Below are 17950 nucleotides of genomic sequence, written 5' to 3' on the forward strand. Positions count from 1 at the left end.
AATGATGCTAGAGGAATTGGGGGGTGATTGAAGTAGAATGCATGAAAAAATGAACTAATTTTTTGCAATCGGCACAATGAAAATTTTGATGAAGTGATTGAGTATTTGGTGAAGATTGAGATTAGATTCTTCCTGTTCCCTTTTTTCCATTCAAGTCTCTTCAAATTCAAAAAAATCAAGAGAGCAAAGAAACAATTCTGATTCCTGCTATCAAAAACTTGTTTAAACTATCACCGATCCGCTACAAAAAATTGTAAAAGTCGCAAGAGTATTGATTGGCAATAGGCGGGCTCGGACAACCCCTACAATCTGATTTGCTTCAATAAAACCATAATTGCGGCTGTCGGTTGCCCATTTTCGATTATCTCCAAGGACAAAATAACTGCCTTCCGGCACAAAGGCCTCCCCCGTTAACGCTTGCATATTGAAATCTTCGGTGTAGTGACCTCCATTTCGCTGAGCTTCATTAATATGCTCAATAATATAAGCTTCATTTACAATCTCGCTGTTTACGTACAAAACATCATCGACATATTCAATACGATCACCAGGTAAGCCAATGATGCGGCGAACCTCTTGTCCGGTTCGACCTTCAAAAACCAGCAGATCTAGCCGCTTGACTTCCTGTGTTTTAAGAATAAAAATAGTATCAGCATCCCGCAAAGTTGGCGACATACTATAACCTTTAACTCGATGAATTGAAAAAAAGAAACTACTCACTGTCAAAACAACAGATAAAAGAATAACGAAAATTAGCAGAAAATCTCGAACTTCTCTGAGAACTTTTCTGACACTTTTCCTGCGAAATTGCCTTCTTAACCCTCTACCAAAAGTTTTTTTCGACGGTCTTTTTCTCTCGCCAGCCTTAGTCTTTTTCTTTGGCTTGCGATTTTTGACGGACCCCTTGACCTTTAGTTGCTCATACTTAGCTTCAGTTGAACCTTTCTTTTTAGATAAAACTTTTCGTGGCGCTTTATTTTTTGAAGTAGCAACAGCTGGCTTTTTTTGTTTCCTTGGCTGTTCTACCCTTGAAGGTCTTTTTTTTGAGCGTTGTATTCTCTGCTTTTGCCTTTTCTTCAACGCATTTTGACGCTGGGTCATTCGCCTTCACTAGCTCCTTCTGCTTCCAATACCGACTGATTAACCCGATAATACTCAAAAGCCGTGTTCTCGTATGTAATTGTCCGCTCAATATCGCTTTGAAAATCTGCGACGAGTTCCCCATTGCCATAAAAATTATTGACTTCTCGGGTTGCATTCATCCCCAGTTCTGAAAGGGCTGAATAATAACGGTTTAAAGATTGTTGTCCTTCAGCTGTGTTCAATGAACTAGCTTTTCTAGAAGAATAGCCCGCTAAATTAGTAGCTAAATAACGGATATTTTGTACAGTAGCCTCCGCAGTTTCCTCCTGGACTGCTGCTTTTTCCAATTCTGCCTGGAAATCCCGTAGTAAAAAATAAGAACGAACAATTGCATCTTCATCATCTGTCCCCAAATTGGTCGACTGATAGAAATTTGCGTAGACCGTTCCAGCCCCAATCCCACTACCCAATACCAGCAACAGTCCAAAAATAAGCAGGGCTTTTTTACGTTTTGCTTGAACACCGGCCACTCTCCTTTGCCATAGCCGGCGCTTCTTTTTGTTCTTTGGAGGTTTTTTCGGCATTTTTTTCAATTTACGGCTTTGCAAAACTGCTTGTAACAAAGAATAAAGTGAAAAAATAATACTGATAATGGTTGCCGCAAAGCCACCGATAATGATCCATTCTAAGATTGTCATGGCACCCTACTCCTGTGGTCAACTTGATGTCGGTTTATTTTTTATTTTTCGCTTTTTTAGAACGTTTCTTAGCTTTACTGCCATTTTTCTTGCGATTATTTTTCTTGATTTGCCTTACAACAAGGAAAATCAAAATTACAACAAACAGAAATCCAGCAACAACCATTGCAACTAATTTCCAATCAATTCCCGGGTCTTGTGTCAAACTAAGATCTCTTTCATTGTATTGATTGGCCTCATCGACAGTGATTTCGAAGTCTTCCGTAAATTCCCAACTCTGGTCGCCAACATAAACCAGCACATGGGCAGTGTACATTCCCGCTACCATAGCATCTCCCCCCATACTGACTGGATAATCAATAAAAGAGTAAGGGGCCATTTGCAAGGATGTGCTGCGGGATTCATATAAAACTTCGCCGCTGCCCTGCTGGGAAATTTGTGCTTGAACCGTCATGCCGCCAACAAGCGCTCCGCTAATATTTGAAAAATTTACAAAAATCGTATTTTGAAAATTTGCTTGGCCAGCATAGGCTCTATTCCAAGACATCTCCGGCAAAATACCACTGATATCACTTTCCTGCAGGGCAATCGCAATCACATAAGCATAACGATTGATTACCACCGCACCTTCGTCTGAATTCGTAGTCCCATCGCCTTCAGCTAAAGTCAAGCGCAAACCGCCCATAATCAGTCCTTCAAATGAAGTCTCTGGCATCTGTACATTTATTTCGACATCCTGAGATTCACCGGAAGCAAGGTCAACTGAGGTCGGCCCCGTAACTAAGTCGGTAAAACTAAAGGGTAGCGAGGGGTCATTCTCAATTTCCCCATTCACATACTCAATCACTCCATTGCGATTAGTCTTGGACCCATTTAATTCCAGATTTACGGTTATCGCTGCTTCCGTTGGATTTGCTACCGTTACAATTAAAGTTTGTTGTTGATTGGCTGTCATCATTAAATTAAAATAACTTTGGTTATCGCTGACTTGATTTTCCGGGACTTGAATTGTGTAGGTGAAGCCACCGCTTGCGCTTGCAGATGAGGAATCCGAAGTAGCCTTGGCAGTTTCTCCTCCTATAAGACTCATTCCAACCATTAAAAAAATCGATACTACTATTTTTATTAACAATCTACCGTTCTCTCTACTCATCTTTAGCAATCTCCTAAACAATATTTTATGTAAAAAGCATTTAAAAGAATGACAAGCTGATGAAAATCACTTCCATCAGCTTGTCAATACTTCATTATCGTTAAAAATTTTACTTGGGTTAATTAAGGCGTAACTAAAGTAGTAGGTCCGCTAGTAATAGTCCAAGTAATGACAGCTGCATAATTACCAGCTAGCATTTGAGAAGCTGTACCATCTTGAATATTTAAGAAGACAGAGTTGCCAGCTGTTGATTCAGCAATTCCATAATCAGTACTTTGACCATATTCAAGAGTAAACTCACCACGACCTTCAGTACCAGCTGCACTAACAACATTTTGAGATACACCATATTCAAGATTGAAAGCAGTCAGCATTGATTGAGGCGGCGTAACTCCATTTGCGCCACTAGTAGTATTTGGATTATCCACGATACCATTGGTATAGCTGATTGTAGAACCATTCAATAATTCTGATGTATCCAAAGTACCATCAGTATTTACATAGGTAAATTGTTGAGATAATGTAGCAGAAATCGTATAACCGTCACGTCCACCACGGGCATCTTCAAATTGAACAAGGTGTCCACGTTCAGTTAATGTTACTGTTCCATCTGGGGCTGTTTGATTTACAGCTACTGAAGCCGCTTCTTTTCTGATACTTCTTTCATTTGCTGCAATTGAACCAAATTTCAGCGCTGATACCCATTTAATTCCTAAATCACCTGGTGTTGGATTTGGTGTAATTGGATCAACTGGATCGATAACACCTGGGATTTCCGGATCGGGAACCTCTGGATTGTCTGGATCAGTTGGATCAATTGTTCCGCCTGTAATGGTTACATCACCTGTTCCACTGTGGGCAGGCGTGGTAGTACTTGCTGAAGCTGCCGCAGGTAATACTAAACCTGCCCCAATAACTGCGACTAAAGCCGCTGCACTTAAACGTCTTAATTTCATTTTTTTTCCTCCTAGATTTTTTTAATTTATACAAATGAGGATCTCCTCAGTTTGCCAATAATAAGGTGTCACTCTGTTGGCCCCGCCGTTAACGTCCAAGTTAAGGTCGTTGTGTACTGTACCGGATAGATTTTTGTAGAATCAGGTACAGAAAGCGTAACCGCTGAATTGCTATAAGCTTGTTGAGCAAATGTGCTATCCATTACGGCATTATCACTAGCATCAGTTAAGGCTGTTAACGTATTTTCTTGATTAGAACTATTTTCCCCCGATGCTCCAAATGCAATCGTCGTGACACCAGTTCCTTGGTTGGCTGAAGCAGAAGCAACTAGATAGGCTGTATTCATATCATTAATTGCTAAAGTTTCACGAAAGACGGTAGGTAATTTTCCAGAATCCCCGGCAGAGTTTGCCCAACCTTTATCAAAGGAGAGAACCGCTCCTTCCAACTCTTGATTATCCAAATCTTGAATAATCCCGCTGGAGAACTGACGATCTTGAGTCAATGTTAAATTCCAACCATCTGCATCACCACGCCGATCGGTCACTTGGATATAGTACCCCCGTGCCGTAACCCCTTCGTCATGAAATAATTGGGCTCTCGACAAGTAGGTGCGATTACTTCCGGTCGTACTTGCTGATCCAAAATTCAAGCTTGATACGAAGTCTACTCGTAAACTTCCCTCTGTTGAAGGTCCTGGACCTGGATCAACATCATTCTCTGGATTTTCCGGATCAACCGGGTTAGTTACATTTGAGTCGGTAATCGTCACCCCACCTGATCCAGACCAAGAACTGGCTTTGGCTTGACCGACAACCAAGAAACTGCTGCCCACTGCCAGCAAAAGAGTTGTCGCTTTAATCATTGAAGTTATCTTCATGCGTCCCCCTCCTTATCCTTTTTTCTTCGATAAAGAAGAAATGAAAGAACTACTAACAAGACGCCGCCACCCATGAAACTGAAATTACGAATTGTTTCACCAGTTTGTGGTAATTTTCCACCACCAGTACTTGGCAATGTACCACTCGAACTAGAGATTGGCGTAGCAGCTGATAAACTTGTTGAGGTAGGTTCCGAGGTCGATGAAGGTGTTGATTCGTCATAAAAAGTAATTTCCCCATCATTCACCACTTGACCGCCAGCATTTGCTTGCACGTACATGGCACTACCCAAACTTCCAACTCCCAACACCAAGAGGAAAAGGAATGTTCTTATTTTATTTTTCATTTTTCCCACTCCCCTTTTATCATGCTGGTCCTGATTGGATTGTCCAAGTAATAACGCCAGTATAGGTGCCCACAACATCAGCTTGACTAATCACTAGGTTTAACCCAGTTTTAGTAGTACTTACTGGGCTTCCCCATGTATTCGTGACATTGAACAGTCCGGACTCACCTGTTGTTCGCACATGACTATAGACTGCTTGAGCCGAGTCGTTTAAGGTTACTTCGTCAATCGAACCATCAACTTTTTCCCCGGTCACATAGCGAACAGCTTTTTCGTTTAGATAAGAATTATCTGCGCCGCTTGTTGCCATGCGTTCAGTTAAAGTGGCCAACAAGGTCCACCCGTCAGTCGCAGCAGCACGAGTATCGGCGATAACCAAATCGTTTTGAGTTGGATCACCAATCGGATTTTGCACCCGCTGCTCTTTTCCATTAAAGGCTAGCTCACCAAAACTCATAGTTTTTGCATAGGAAGCCACAGTCAGCATGCCATTAAATTGATAGACGACTGTTGTCCCGTTCAACTCAACTTCAACACTATTTTCATTATCCGGTCGTTTCGCTAGCGTATAATAGTTTCCTTCAACTTCTGAGATTTTAGCGGTAATTGGTCCGCTCAATTCAGTATCGGTTGTCAGATTGACAATTGTTCCAACATTTCGTGTCGCAACAATCGCAGCTGTAATCTCCTCACCTGCTTCATTTTGGAATTCAATCCGCAGATCAAAAGCACCTAAGACTACTCCACCAGGATTTGTTACTTCATTAGAAGCCGCATCATAAGTAAGGTAATCACTATTAGGATTTTCAGCACCTTCAACAAATGGGGTTTCCTGTGGTCCATCACCAATCCCGGTCGCAGTATTTTTAATTTCTGTCCCGAGGGCAGCTGTATTAACTGTTACCTTAAATGTCACCGTTGCCGACTCTTGACTATCCAAATCTCCGACATCAATCGTTAACTCACGAGCTGACGAGTCATAAGTGAAAACAGGATTCGCCACGGGAACTCCAGCAACTGTCACTTCAATGCCAGTATCACTAGTATCAAAATCCACACCGGCGTCCAACACATCTACTAATTTGACATCTTTCCAAGTTGTCTCATAAGTGTCTGCTTTATCATTTTTCAAAGTTGTTGTATAAGTCAAGGTGTCGCCAACACTTGTCGTTGAATCACCGCTTGAAACTACCGATTTACTTGCTGTTGGCTGATCTGGTAAAACATCACGAACCAGGCTTAAAAGTAAAGCTGGTTGGAAACGTTCATCAGCCCCGCCTTCAGCTGTATAATCTAAAGCATCATGGTATCCGGTAAAAGCATCATACGTGTCAAGATCCTTACTTAAGTTGCCATAAGTCCCATCTGGTTCAGTTGTATAGCTGGCAGGAACCTGGTCTGCTTCCAGTCCAGTGATGCTGCTTTGGTCTTTTGCGTAAACTTCAATTTCAGCATCTTTGTCAATATAATATGGCAAGTCTAACGTCCATTGATTGTTGGTAAGAGTTGCACTTGCCATGACGCCAGCACTTTTTTCTAACCAAGTTCCATTTATTTTGATGAAAACCTTAGTACCATCCTCATCATCCAACGTTCCCGTCAATTGCTTAGTGGCATTCGTCATCGAAAAATTAGCCGTCATCGTCGGTGTTTCTGGTGGCGTAACATCTTCTATTTCTTGGGTTTTGACAAGGATGTCATCGTCCCTACTTTGAACCGTAGTACTAGCGCCTTCGCCACCTGGACCACGCCAAGCTGTATCAATTGCTATTGTGTGCTTCGATGATAAAAAGTTTCCATAAGTTGCAATGTAAGCAGCGGGAAGCTCAATTTTCACCATCCCTGCTCTTGCAGTGTCTCCGTAAACTTCCAAATCAGTCCCGATGGATTCACCTAGAGCAGTTCCAACGATAATGTTATTTTCATCAAGAATGTTTACTTTGATTGTCACTTCCCCTGTTGTCGCATCAGTAGCTGTTTCACCTTTACCTGCAGGGACCTGGGCATGAGCATAAATATATTTATCTGCATCTGTTGCTACTCTGATATCATCAATTACCGCTCTTTGATTATTGGCTGTCATTCGCGTTAGAGTGGTCATGCCAGTAGTTCCCATTGCAGCAACAAAGTCAGCATCGCCAGTGTGCCCTGCTTCTAACGTTTGGTAGCCATTTCCAGATAGTGTGAAATCAAGGTACGGCCAAGAATTATCCGGATCACCAAAAATATCTACACCATCGACAATTTTCCAAATCATCAAGTTTGAGCGTTTTACATCAAAAACAGATTGGCTTATTGCTGTTGTGTCACCATTCATACTGAAAAGTCGGCCACCATCTGGTCGTGTATTCGCAAAATCAAAATAGCGTGCTCCATTTAACTCAATATTTAGTTCAGAGCCTTGGAAAATCCCTTCACTTTGAGATTTAGTTTGCCCCCGGGCAACAAAATATGCGTCATCAGAAGCGGTAATTTGTAATGGATTTCTACCACCATCAAAAGCTACTCCTAATTCAGCAGTTACACTGATATTCGAGTTAGCTCCCTTAACAGTAAATGAAGTATTCTCATTCAATCCGCCTGCTGTTGCTGGAACAAACTCAATCCCCTGATTCAAACCATTCTCATTGGCTAAACCGCTGTCCTCTTGAAACTTAACCATACCATCTTGAACCCCGGCCTCAACTGAACCTTTATTCAACACTGTAAAATCTGATCCAGTTGATACTTCAATATGATTATTTGATCCACCCATCCGAACCGCTGAGGCTATCCCATCATACTTTTCAATGGTCATTTTAGAATTTCCGCTAATATCAAATGTCATATCGCCTGACATCCGAAACCGAATAGCAGCAGAGTAACGATTGGCATTGCCTTCTTGTTTCAGATTCACCTCTCCACCTTCGGAAAGATAGAAACCGCCTCCTGGAGATTGGATAGTAATACAAGGAGTTGCTCCACCCATAATAGGGTCTCCAACAGGATTCTGTGAAAGTGAATGGATGTTTAAAATCGCCCCTTGGGTGACGTTGTAGGTACTTCCATTTCCTAGAAGTGACACTAAGCCTCCTCGAGGACCGCCGGCAACAGAATTTCCAGATAAATTCATTTCGGTTCCTATATCAGAAAGATTTAAACTGAAAGTTGCCATCTGATAGTCATCTTCAGTCAATCCCCAGATATCTCCAGCAGCAATAACTTTATCTTGCTGGCTGTAAATATTCATTTTGCTTCCGTTTGAAACAGTCAGAGAAGAGTTCTCACTATTGAAGCCCTCTGCTAAAAGAAACTTGTCGATAATGTTTCCATCAACATTTGTATTATCAAAAGTCACATCTGCTTGACTGTTTAAGTGAATTACATTATCCGAGGCAACATAAATACCTAACTCAATATTCCCATTCGCCGCTTCTGGTAATGATGAGGTGCTCTGAGTTATATTAAGGATCGAATCAACAAAATCAATTATTGAACCAGTCGTGGCATCTGGACTTAGTTCAGTGTGTGTCAAACTTGAATTAAGAGCAATTACATTACTCTGATAATCAAGCAGAGTGATAGCGGCTCCGGTAAAAGTCGTTTGCAACTTACCACCACTGACAATAGGGCCAGTTAAAGAATCTGTAGAAATCTTACTATTAGTAAATGTACCTGTTACAACAGAATCAACTGCGCTAGAGGTCTCAATGTTGCCAATTTCAGTCACATCAATGTTAGTGTTTGTCATTTGCATGTTTAAAGTACTATCACCAACCACTAAACCATTTACTTTTTCTCCTGAAATTGTAGAGTCAGCTACAGTCACAGCCATACTTTTCGTGCTATAAAACACTTGGTTGATTCCCGTGAAATCAAAATCAGCTCCGGCTATATTGACAGCTAAATTTTCACCCGTATTATAGACAATAGTGCCGTTAGTTACATTTGTTTCAACAAGCTGACTACCAGAATTAAAGTTAACTTGACCGCCATTAATTGAATTTACGAACAGGTATGGTGTCGCTGATGTATTATTCAAAGAGACAAACCTAATCGAACCATATACATTAAGGTTTTTGGCTTCGATAAACCCGACAGTTTGATTGCTTAACCAGTTGTTGGTTCCGTAAATATTAACAGTTGCTCCTACAGCACTCAGTAAGGGACGGTCTCGAATTGTCAAGTCCGATTTAATAATATTTGAAAAGTTAAATTCCCAAGTAGCATTATTTGTTCCCGTTGCTTTAATAAAGTGAGTGGTTGACGAAGTATTTGGATAGTATTCTATATCCATTAATGTGAACACTTCATTGCTTCCCGAATCATTATTGACTTGTAAAACAGATGACCCATTCAAGTTCAATTGATTGTCCTGACCCTTAATTACTAGACTTTTACTCCGCATATGCGTACTATTACTTGGCGTGATAGTAGCACCCAAGATAATTTCATCAACAGTATCGTCATTGTACGCTTGAGTAAACTGATCAGCGGTCATCACGGTTTGCGAGTTTGTAGCCGTTCCTGGAGGAAATGCCAGTGGCTGAATTTGTGATAAAATATTTCTTGTTGACACCGTGGCGGCTGAGACAATTGTACTTTTGGTTACCAAAATACTAAGTAACAAAACCCCCAACAAAAATAGGAAACGCTTTAAAAGTCGCAGTTTCCCCGAACTTTTCCTCATTTTTTCAACTCCTTTCCCTATATATTTTTGTAGAATTGTTTCCTTATATTCACTAAATATAAATCCCCTCCCTACAAAGGTATTTAGTCAATTTATTTTTTCCCACCCCCCTTAAAGTCAATCATCTCGGAAATTTCAATCTACAACCTTTTCATCAAATTATTGTTACGAAAATCACTTGGAATCATAAATCGATGTTTAGTTTAATCTATTGTCTCAAACACCTCAGAATAATTTTTCAGTGACGTTATGGGACTAAATTTTGTATGGAATAAATCTGATAATGCGTAGCCTTTTTTCCACTGAGTTTCCAACAAAGTTCCGTCAAAGCCACTTTTCTCCATTTTGAAACGGATTCTCTGAATAATCTGGGAAAGTTGCGTCAAGTTTGAATTTGAGATATCTTCATCCCAAATTTTTTCCAGAATTTCTTTACGGGAAACAGACCGTCCATTTGCTTCGTATAAAATCATAAACACTTTTTTTTCTTTTGCTGAAAGTAGATTTATCAACTGTTTTACTTGATTCGGTGAAGTTTTGTTAATTGTGATAACAGCCCTATTGTTGTTGTCGACAGTCACCGTTTTTTGGAAAACCTCACTTACCTCATCCCTCAAATCTTTTAAAGACATATCATAGTCCAACCAACCATCAATTCCCTTTTCTTCAAGGACAAGTTTTTTTTCCTCGGATACCTCTCCAGCATCTGCTCTAAATTTAATCAATCCCTGTAGATTTGTCGTACAGCTAAACTCAGCAATTTCTTCGTTAGAAATTGTCTCACTGAAAATAATTCCATTAAAGAAAGATAAAAAATTAATAGATTGCCTATTCTTAAGAACTTCAAATATGTTTTGGGAACAGAATACCTCGTACCCAAGAAGAATCAGCCTTTTTTGCAGTTCCAACTCTGACATAATATTCTTTGTAAAAATCAACAGCTTTTTCATCTAATCATCCCTTTTTCATTTCATTCGGCTCTTTTAGGACTAATCAATTGGCTTAGCTCGTAATCTGAAAAAATAGAAAAACATTTCATATATCACTCTCTAGATTGACTAAAACGGTTAAAAAAAAATTTTAAATTGTATAAATTTCACTAACTCATAAATCTTTTTTGAATAAAAAGAAGACACACGTTTGATACTTATTAGTTTATCTTTTCATTCTAAAAAGCTGTTCACTTTATCCTTAAAGCATTAAAAACTTTCCTAAAGAATGAATAAATTTATTATTTATCTTTTTTAGGAATCCTAAATAGTAAAATAAATTTAGTTTATTGACAAAAAAATTCATTGTAATTAAAAAAGTCGTTTAAAACACTAAATAATCCATCTTATTTATTTTTCAAATAAAAAAAGTAGCTAATTCAGCCTAACTGACTTAGCTACTCCAATGCTTATTTAGTTCACTGGCTGAACACTACTCAACGCCTTAATTAATCTTTTTGATTCAGCTCTATTTTTTGGTGATACTGGGACTCTCATTCGATTGCTCATTCTTATTTTGAAATCAGCGGTTTCAAAGCCCCTCATTTTATTACGATTAATTAGAAAACTGCGATGACAGCGATAAAAATTTTCTTTTAAACAATTTTCAAGTTTCTTTAAAGAAGTATGCAAAATAATAATCTGTTCATTCTCTGTATATAAAATAATTTTATGATCTGGAATTGATTCAAAGGCAACAATATCCTCAATAAAATATATTGCATTACCATAGAATGTATCTACTTCAACAGAATCTCTACCGCGATTATCTTTCATAATGAATAACTGCTTTTCAATTGATTGCAAACAATTTTTTAATCGTTCTTCCCAGTTTTGTGGACCATCCTTAATTATAAAGTCTATAGCATTCACATGAAATTCAAAAGTCAAATAGCTTAACTCAAGATGGCTAGTCAGGTAAATTAGGTACCCATGGGGATCTTTTTCCCTAATTTTTTTTCCAAGGTTAAATCCATCAATTTGACTTGTCGCAGACAACTCAATGTCAAATATATAAATATTCGGCTCCTCATCAATAATTAACTGACTCAGCACTTCCTCTGGATAACAGGTTGCTAAGGCTAGTTTCATATTCCATTGTGAAAAAGAAGTATAATAGGTGACTTGTCTTTCTATTCGTTTCAGTTGCTCTACATTATCCTCACAAATGTAAATTCTAGCGATAATAATCACTCCTTTTTTTCAACTTAATTAAAAGGGAAAACTCGACTAATTCTTGATTTTGTTTAAACTCTAAATGAAGCTGTTTTTTTACTTTAATTAAATCTTGAACGATTTCTAATCCAAAACCTCGGTCTTTCCCCTTCTCACTAGTTAGTCCCCCAGTTTTATAGAGGTTGAGAAATTGAGGACTACTGTGAGAATTTCTGACTTTCACGAGTAGTAGCGATTGCTCGGTATTGATAAAAGCAATCTGTACATAACCTTCATCGGCTTTAGCACTTTCTTCCAGAGCGTTATCAAGCAAGATGCCAATAATTCTGACCAATTCCAGCATTAAATGTCGGGGAAAACGGATATTTTCACTAATTTCAATTTTGAAGGTTGTTTTTAGTTCTTTAGCTTTCATCATTTTATTTAAAAGTAATCCGAGAATCTCTGGGTCCTTTATATACTCCAAATTGATAGTAGGATACGGATTTATTTCCTGCATCCCAAATTCATTTTGAACCATTTGAAAATAACTTTGAAAATTTGTTACAGAAAAATTTTCTTCATTGAAATAGCCGGCCATTGTGGAAAAAACATTATTCATATCATGTTTAAGTTTTCTAAAGTCTCGGTTAATACTTTCAATCATTACTACATAAGTTTTCAGCTCTTCTTCTCTTTTTTTTTGTGCTAACAATCGTTTTTTATCAATATCGTTTTTAACCACCAAACGAATAATAAAAACAATCGGTATCGCTGCAAAAAACATGAAAACAATAATCAAATATATTTGCCTACTTAAATCTCGATCTATCATTAAATTATCTTTTGATAATAAAGCTAGCAAATCTTTACCAATAAAAGTGTTAGAAATCAAAGTCTTCATCTGCTGATCTGTAATTGAGATAACCATAATATTGATTGTGTTCAAAAAAAGAAAGTAAAAAATATAGATAATCCCAAGCAAATAAATCAACCAATTGGTACTGTTTAACTTCTCCAAGAAAATTTGGTTGAGGAATATGTATAAAATACCGCCTATAAGAATCAAAAAGGAAAAATGAACTAAAGTCAGATTTTTGTTTTGCTGAAATAAAAAAATGAACAACATTTGGCAAAAATTTATCCAAATAGTCATAAATAGACCTAAACTAAAGATTACGAACTGAATTTCCATATTTTTCTGATATAAATAAATGTTAAAGATTGAAAAAATCAGTATGAAGCCAAAAATAACTTGATAGATATTAATCACCAGTGTGTTATAAAAAATTTTTTCTAAATAGATACTATAAATATAAAAAAAAACAAGTATAGCCATTGTGAAAAAAGTCAAGTGATAATTATTGATCTTCTTTTTAAAAATTATTTTCATGGGAAGCATTACGCTGAAAAGATAAAAAAACATGTGTGTTAAAAAAAAGAGTATTGGTGCTATCCTATAAAGATAAGAGGTTGCCTCATAAATCATTTATTCACCTAAAAATTTCCCCAAATTTTTTCCTAATAAAATTAAAATATATCTCATTTAATCCATCTTATAAAAATTAGATATCTACTTGTCAATACTCAACGAATAAAATTCCCTTAATGATACAAAATCACTCATCTTCAATAATTATACTAATAAAACATTTTAAAAATTCAAGTTTTTCAAATTTTCTTAACAAAAAATAAATCCCAAAATATTATAATCTAATTTACAACTCGCTTCATTAGTTATATTTTTTTAGATAAACTAAAGGATAACTTCTAGATGTTTAATTATCATCATAAAATATAAACATTTTCATTTTTTCTAATATATAAACTCTTGTTCGATAAAAATTCATAAAAAATCTTTATTATTATGTGTCGAACTCTACTCATCTAATTACTGGTCTGCTCTCCTTGGAGATAATTCTTCCAGAGAAATTTCGTCAGAAACTCGCTTTCTTAAACGTTATCTTCTGGGGAATATGAATGCTTTTCAAAAACACTATTCCAATGGTCCCTTGAATGTACTAACAAAATCAAGGTAATTAAACGAATGTCGTATGGCTACCGAAGTTTCCAAAATTTTCGTGCACGAATTTTATCATTCAAGGATTAATTTTTGAGACAAAATAAAACCAGCTGAGCCTCAACTCAGCTGGTTTCTATCAAACTTAAGTTTTACTAATTTTGACCCTCACCAACTATTTGACAAAAGGTCATTCTAACTCGATAAATCAGTTAGAAACTTAGGCGCTTCATTTGTTTTAAATTATTTAAGGTGCAGTTATCTTTCCAAAGGTATTCATTTTGTAATCCCAATTATAAAATGGAATGTCGGCACTATTGGCAATGGTTGGCTCAATATAAATCGTCACGTAGTATTTACTACCAGCACTAAAGTCTACAGAAACAGTAGCTGGTGCTCTTTCTAGTGTAGCAGCAGCATGACTTTCTTCAGCAGCAGAGATACGATAGCCATAATATTGATACATTTCTGGTAGAATCGGATTAATCGTAAATAAATCTTTTCCTGTTTCTGTTTGGAGCTGTACCCGTTTAAACCCGATTGCCTCCCCAGTACCTGAATTTACTAACATATTATATTCTTTTCCAGAATCAGTTCCATCGGTATTTTCTAAAGTGAAGTATCCTTGGCTTGGAACAATTATCTCATTATTTTGACTAGAAATTACTTGTCGAAGGAATAATTCAGCTTGACTATAATAAATAATAACCTCCATTGTGTTGATACTTCGGTCAGATATAGTATTAAATACAATTTTTTTATCTGTTAAATTTTGCGGACTTCCACCATCAACTGTAAAGTTGAGCGGTGTAGCGCTAGGCACATCGACTGGAATTCTAGTCATCGTAATCGTAGTACCTGCAGTTGATTTCTTAACCGTTTCTTGATTACCAGATATCCCTTCATTTCCAGTAATACCATCCATTAAATATGGTGTGATATCAGTTGAAGAACCATTCAAGCGGCCTTTATAATTAATGGTTACCCAACCACTTGGATCTCTTTCATAATCAAAAGTATGCGTAAATGTCTTCGCTAAAAGATAATCAGTACTGTCTAATGAATACTTTACAGGTGTCAAATTACTATCCAGTAAATACCAACCATCAATATACTGGGTGTATTCTGGATCACCAGTTTCAAAAGCCCGAATAGCTACCTCATCGTATCCAAAAGTTGGATCGACGATAACCGCTCCATTTTTATCCAAAGGCAGACCATAAATGGTCATGTCTTCATCATCAGAGTCTTTACTTTCAGCCGTTTTGGCAATGTATTTCTCTGTCGCAGGATAAATTTCTTCATTAGGCGAATTTACATTTACTCCGTCATGATAAACAGTTGTATTTGTATAATAATTGTCATAGACTTTTCGAGAGATATTGGCCGTATCATCGGAGTATCCATGAGTAACGGTCATCACCCATAGCACACAATTATCTGTCACTACAATGTGCTGATTATCTGATAGACGTTTACTTGTATCTGGACTCTTATTGATCAAATCATCTGCTGTCCATCCGTTTAATGTGATTAAGTCCCCTTTTTCATATCCATTTGAACCATTATAAGCCGCTTCAAATTGCTGTTGAGTTGGCTCTGTGATTGTAGAGTTGACATCATTAGGATCTAATGGAATCTTAATATACTTCGCCTGAGTCAATTCCGGTTCAATTGTAATATTCAGTTGCTCATTAACTACCGCTGTTCCCAAGGTGATTCTAACGTCGGTGTTTTGCTTTTGGCTCTCTTCAGACTCAGACTTATAAATCTTACGAATCGGACTATTGATGTCTGTTGTTGTAGGGTTAATTCGTGGTGCTCCTCGCATAAACATCAATTCGTAAGTGTACATATCAAATAGTCCATCTACAGCGTGCCGGGCTTTCAAACCATTCCCATCACTATAATAATGAGAGCCCCCGTTCCACTCATACTGTGGCATATAATCCCAACCCCAAGCGATAGTTCCAGAACCATCTAAGGCTGAACGATACAGATTACCAGATTTATCGAGAATCATGACGTAAGATTGATAAGTATAAATCTTATCCGCATATGGAGCTGCTGCGTTTTGAGTACCAGTAAAATCATTGGCTTCTCCATCAGTCACAGCCTCAATCCAACCGCGTTCATCTTCTTTAACCTTCGGTAACGCAGTTTCGCTGGTAACACCAGTAGGAAGACTACTACTAGCAGTACTTGGATTCAAATCAGTAATACCAGATCTATTAACAAACCAACTACCTGAATAGCTAACCTCCGCGACATAAAAGTTTCCACTGTAGGTATAAGGAGCACTTGTACCTTCTCGTAAAACCACATAAACCAGTTTCCTACCATCCTCATCAACAAAATAAACTTTGTCATGTGAGTTCGCTTTTACAGCGTCTGTCGGTGCAGCAGATGTTATATCCAATAAATCACCAGTTGTTTCATAGTATCTTTTATCATAAATCGTCGGGTGGCGATTACCACTATTAGCTGCTGGTAGCAATTGGTTTGACCACATGCCGGCACTACGCCACTTTGATAGAGTTTCACCAAGTTGATAAACTTGATTTGTCTCAGAAAGATTACTAAATACCGGGGCCTTCACAGGCATGTTGGGATTAGCCGTAGTCCCAAGCTGTGCTCGAAATTCAGTATCACCGTCACCTAGAGTGGTAAGCACTTGAGTTGCTTTGTATAAACGTTTAGCTAATTTACCATAACTTGGGTCATCAAAATGATAAAGCTGATTTTCTCCTGTTGTACCCCAACTCGGTCCATCCGATCCGTACTGATAGGTCATATTGGAAGCCCAGGCCCAAACACGGCCATATTGGTCAATCGCCAGCTCGGCATATCGACCAGCCTGAATTTTTTTGAAAACCGGTGTATAGTTGGCAGATGTTAAATCAATTTCTACTTTCGTTGGAGTCCTTATAATACTTGCAGCCGACCCCCCAGTATTATCGTCTGCTTTAATCAACCCAAAATTATATACATCTCCGGTATCTGTTAAAGCAAGAGAATCATCTGTATTAGCACTTACTTGTATCACTTTTAAATTATTATTACTAAAGAAAGGTATCTCATTTAAAGTATAGACTGATGTGACACTTCCTATCCCCAATTGACCTGTTCCATTTAATCCCCATGAATATGCTTTTCCCGATTCTGTCGCAACCAATGCATGGGATCCACCTAATGAAAATGAAACTATTGGATCTGACTTATTTAATGTAGACAAGGGTTCAATATATTGGGGAATTGAAATAGCTGATCCAGTGACACCTGGACCAGTTGCCCCGTTATTTGGCAAAAAACTATTGGGAATTCTGAAAGTGGTACGACTACCAAAAGCATAATAATTTCCGCTCTCCATCTTGATGTATACTGCATGATCTTCCTCTCGACCAACGTACATCTCATCAACAACTTCTCCTGCTGGCATACCAGTCATCTTTACCGGTTTGTTATTGTGTAATTGAAGAGTGTTATTACCCATATTCCCTTTATCGCCTCTACCCCAAGCGTACATCGTATTATCTTCTGCTAAGGCATACATTGTATGGTATGCACCCCAGATTTTTTTAATCTTGATATTATTATCTGTAAAATAAGGGACTCGTTTCATTCCACCATTGTAACGATTTGTCCCCCCTTGATTCCATGCCATATCAACACCCATCACACCATACATATTGTAGCCCCACATCCAGACACTGCCTTGATCATCCAAGGCACCACCGCCTAAATAGAGTGCTACCGCATCAATAAAACGAACAGAAGATAGCAGTCCCGGATCCGTTGCTTCAATTGGATCGGCCAAATCTAGTGAATCAAGGTTGGTTACCTGTAATTCCGGTGGCAAATCGATACTATTAACGGCTTTTGTTTCAGTGGGCGAAGCGCTTTTTATTAATAAGACACAGGCTACACTAAACAGAACAATAACTGATAGGATTCGTAAAAATTTATTTTTTTTGATCTTTTTCATTTGATTCTTCACCC

Annotated in this window: 12 protein-coding genes; 1 reads left to right on the forward strand and 11 read right to left on the reverse strand. The window is 37.9% G+C overall.

The window, feature by feature from the left end; translation table 11 throughout:
• Positions 1-222: 222 nt before the first annotated feature.
• The 10 genes from lepB to AC1Z3S_RS17380 form a co-directional block, all read right to left on the reverse strand.
• Complete coding sequence (gene lepB / locus AC1Z3S_RS17335; RefSeq protein ID WP_461741393.1) at positions 223-1101, reverse strand: signal peptidase I; 879 nt, start codon at positions 1099-1101, stop codon at positions 223-225.
• A complete protein-coding gene (locus AC1Z3S_RS17340; RefSeq protein ID WP_461741394.1) occupies positions 1098-1781 on the reverse strand; it encodes a hypothetical protein in 684 nt (227 codons plus the stop codon). Before AC1Z3S_RS17340 ends, lepB begins: the two co-directional genes overlap by 4 nt.
• 34 nt (positions 1782-1815) lie before the next feature.
• Positions 1816-2934 carry a WxLIP family cell surface protein gene (locus AC1Z3S_RS17345; protein WP_461741395.1) on the reverse strand — a complete coding sequence of 373 codons (1119 nt, stop codon included), beginning with the start codon at positions 2932-2934 and terminating at the stop codon, positions 1816-1818.
• Between the two features lie 122 nt (positions 2935-3056).
• Positions 3057-3890: a WxL domain-containing protein gene (locus AC1Z3S_RS17350; RefSeq protein WP_461741396.1), complete on the reverse strand. Its 834-nt coding sequence runs from the start codon at positions 3888-3890 to the stop codon at positions 3057-3059.
• Positions 3891-3958: 68 nt separating this feature from the next.
• Positions 3959-4771, reverse strand: coding sequence for a WxL domain-containing protein (locus AC1Z3S_RS17355; RefSeq protein ID WP_461741397.1), 813 nt, complete (start codon positions 4769-4771; stop codon positions 3959-3961).
• The gene (locus AC1Z3S_RS17360) at positions 4768-5196 is read right to left on the reverse strand and encodes an EF2685/EF0750 family sortase-dependent surface protein (protein ID WP_483548164.1); all 429 of its coding nucleotides are present in this window, start codon (positions 5194-5196) and stop codon (positions 4768-4770) included. The genes AC1Z3S_RS17355 and AC1Z3S_RS17360 overlap by 4 nt, the downstream gene beginning before the upstream one ends.
• Positions 5138-9787, reverse strand: coding sequence for an isopeptide-forming domain-containing fimbrial protein (locus AC1Z3S_RS17365; RefSeq protein ID WP_461741399.1), 4650 nt, complete (start codon positions 9785-9787; stop codon positions 5138-5140). Before AC1Z3S_RS17365 ends, AC1Z3S_RS17360 begins: the two co-directional genes overlap by 59 nt.
• Before the next feature lie 203 nt (positions 9788-9990).
• Entirely contained in the window at positions 9991-10737 is a 747-nt protein-coding gene (locus AC1Z3S_RS17370; protein ID WP_461741400.1) for a winged helix-turn-helix domain-containing protein, read from the reverse strand.
• A 453-nt stretch (positions 10738-11190) separates the two neighbouring features.
• A complete protein-coding gene (locus AC1Z3S_RS17375) occupies positions 11191-11970 on the reverse strand; it encodes a LytR/AlgR family response regulator transcription factor (RefSeq protein WP_461741401.1) in 780 nt (259 codons plus the stop codon).
• Positions 11954-12835: a GHKL domain-containing protein gene (locus AC1Z3S_RS17380; protein ID WP_461741402.1), complete on the reverse strand. Its 882-nt coding sequence runs from the start codon at positions 12833-12835 to the stop codon at positions 11954-11956. Before AC1Z3S_RS17380 ends, AC1Z3S_RS17375 begins: the two co-directional genes overlap by 17 nt.
• A gap of 1143 nt (positions 12836-13978) precedes the next feature.
• On the opposite strand from AC1Z3S_RS17380, the gene AC1Z3S_RS17385 reads away from it, so the two are divergent.
• Positions 13979-14041 carry a hypothetical protein gene (locus AC1Z3S_RS17385; protein ID WP_461741429.1) on the forward strand — a complete coding sequence of 21 codons (63 nt, stop codon included), beginning with the start codon at positions 13979-13981 and terminating at the stop codon, positions 14039-14041.
• A 157-nt stretch (positions 14042-14198) separates the two neighbouring features.
• On the opposite strand, the gene AC1Z3S_RS17390 is transcribed toward AC1Z3S_RS17385, so the two are convergent.
• The gene (locus AC1Z3S_RS17390) at positions 14199-17936 is read right to left on the reverse strand and encodes an RCC1 domain-containing protein (protein WP_461741403.1); all 3738 of its coding nucleotides are present in this window, start codon (positions 17934-17936) and stop codon (positions 14199-14201) included.
• Positions 17937-17950: the final 14 nt, after the last annotated feature.

It is taken from the genome of Enterococcus sp. LJL90 (genome assembly GCF_056924355.1).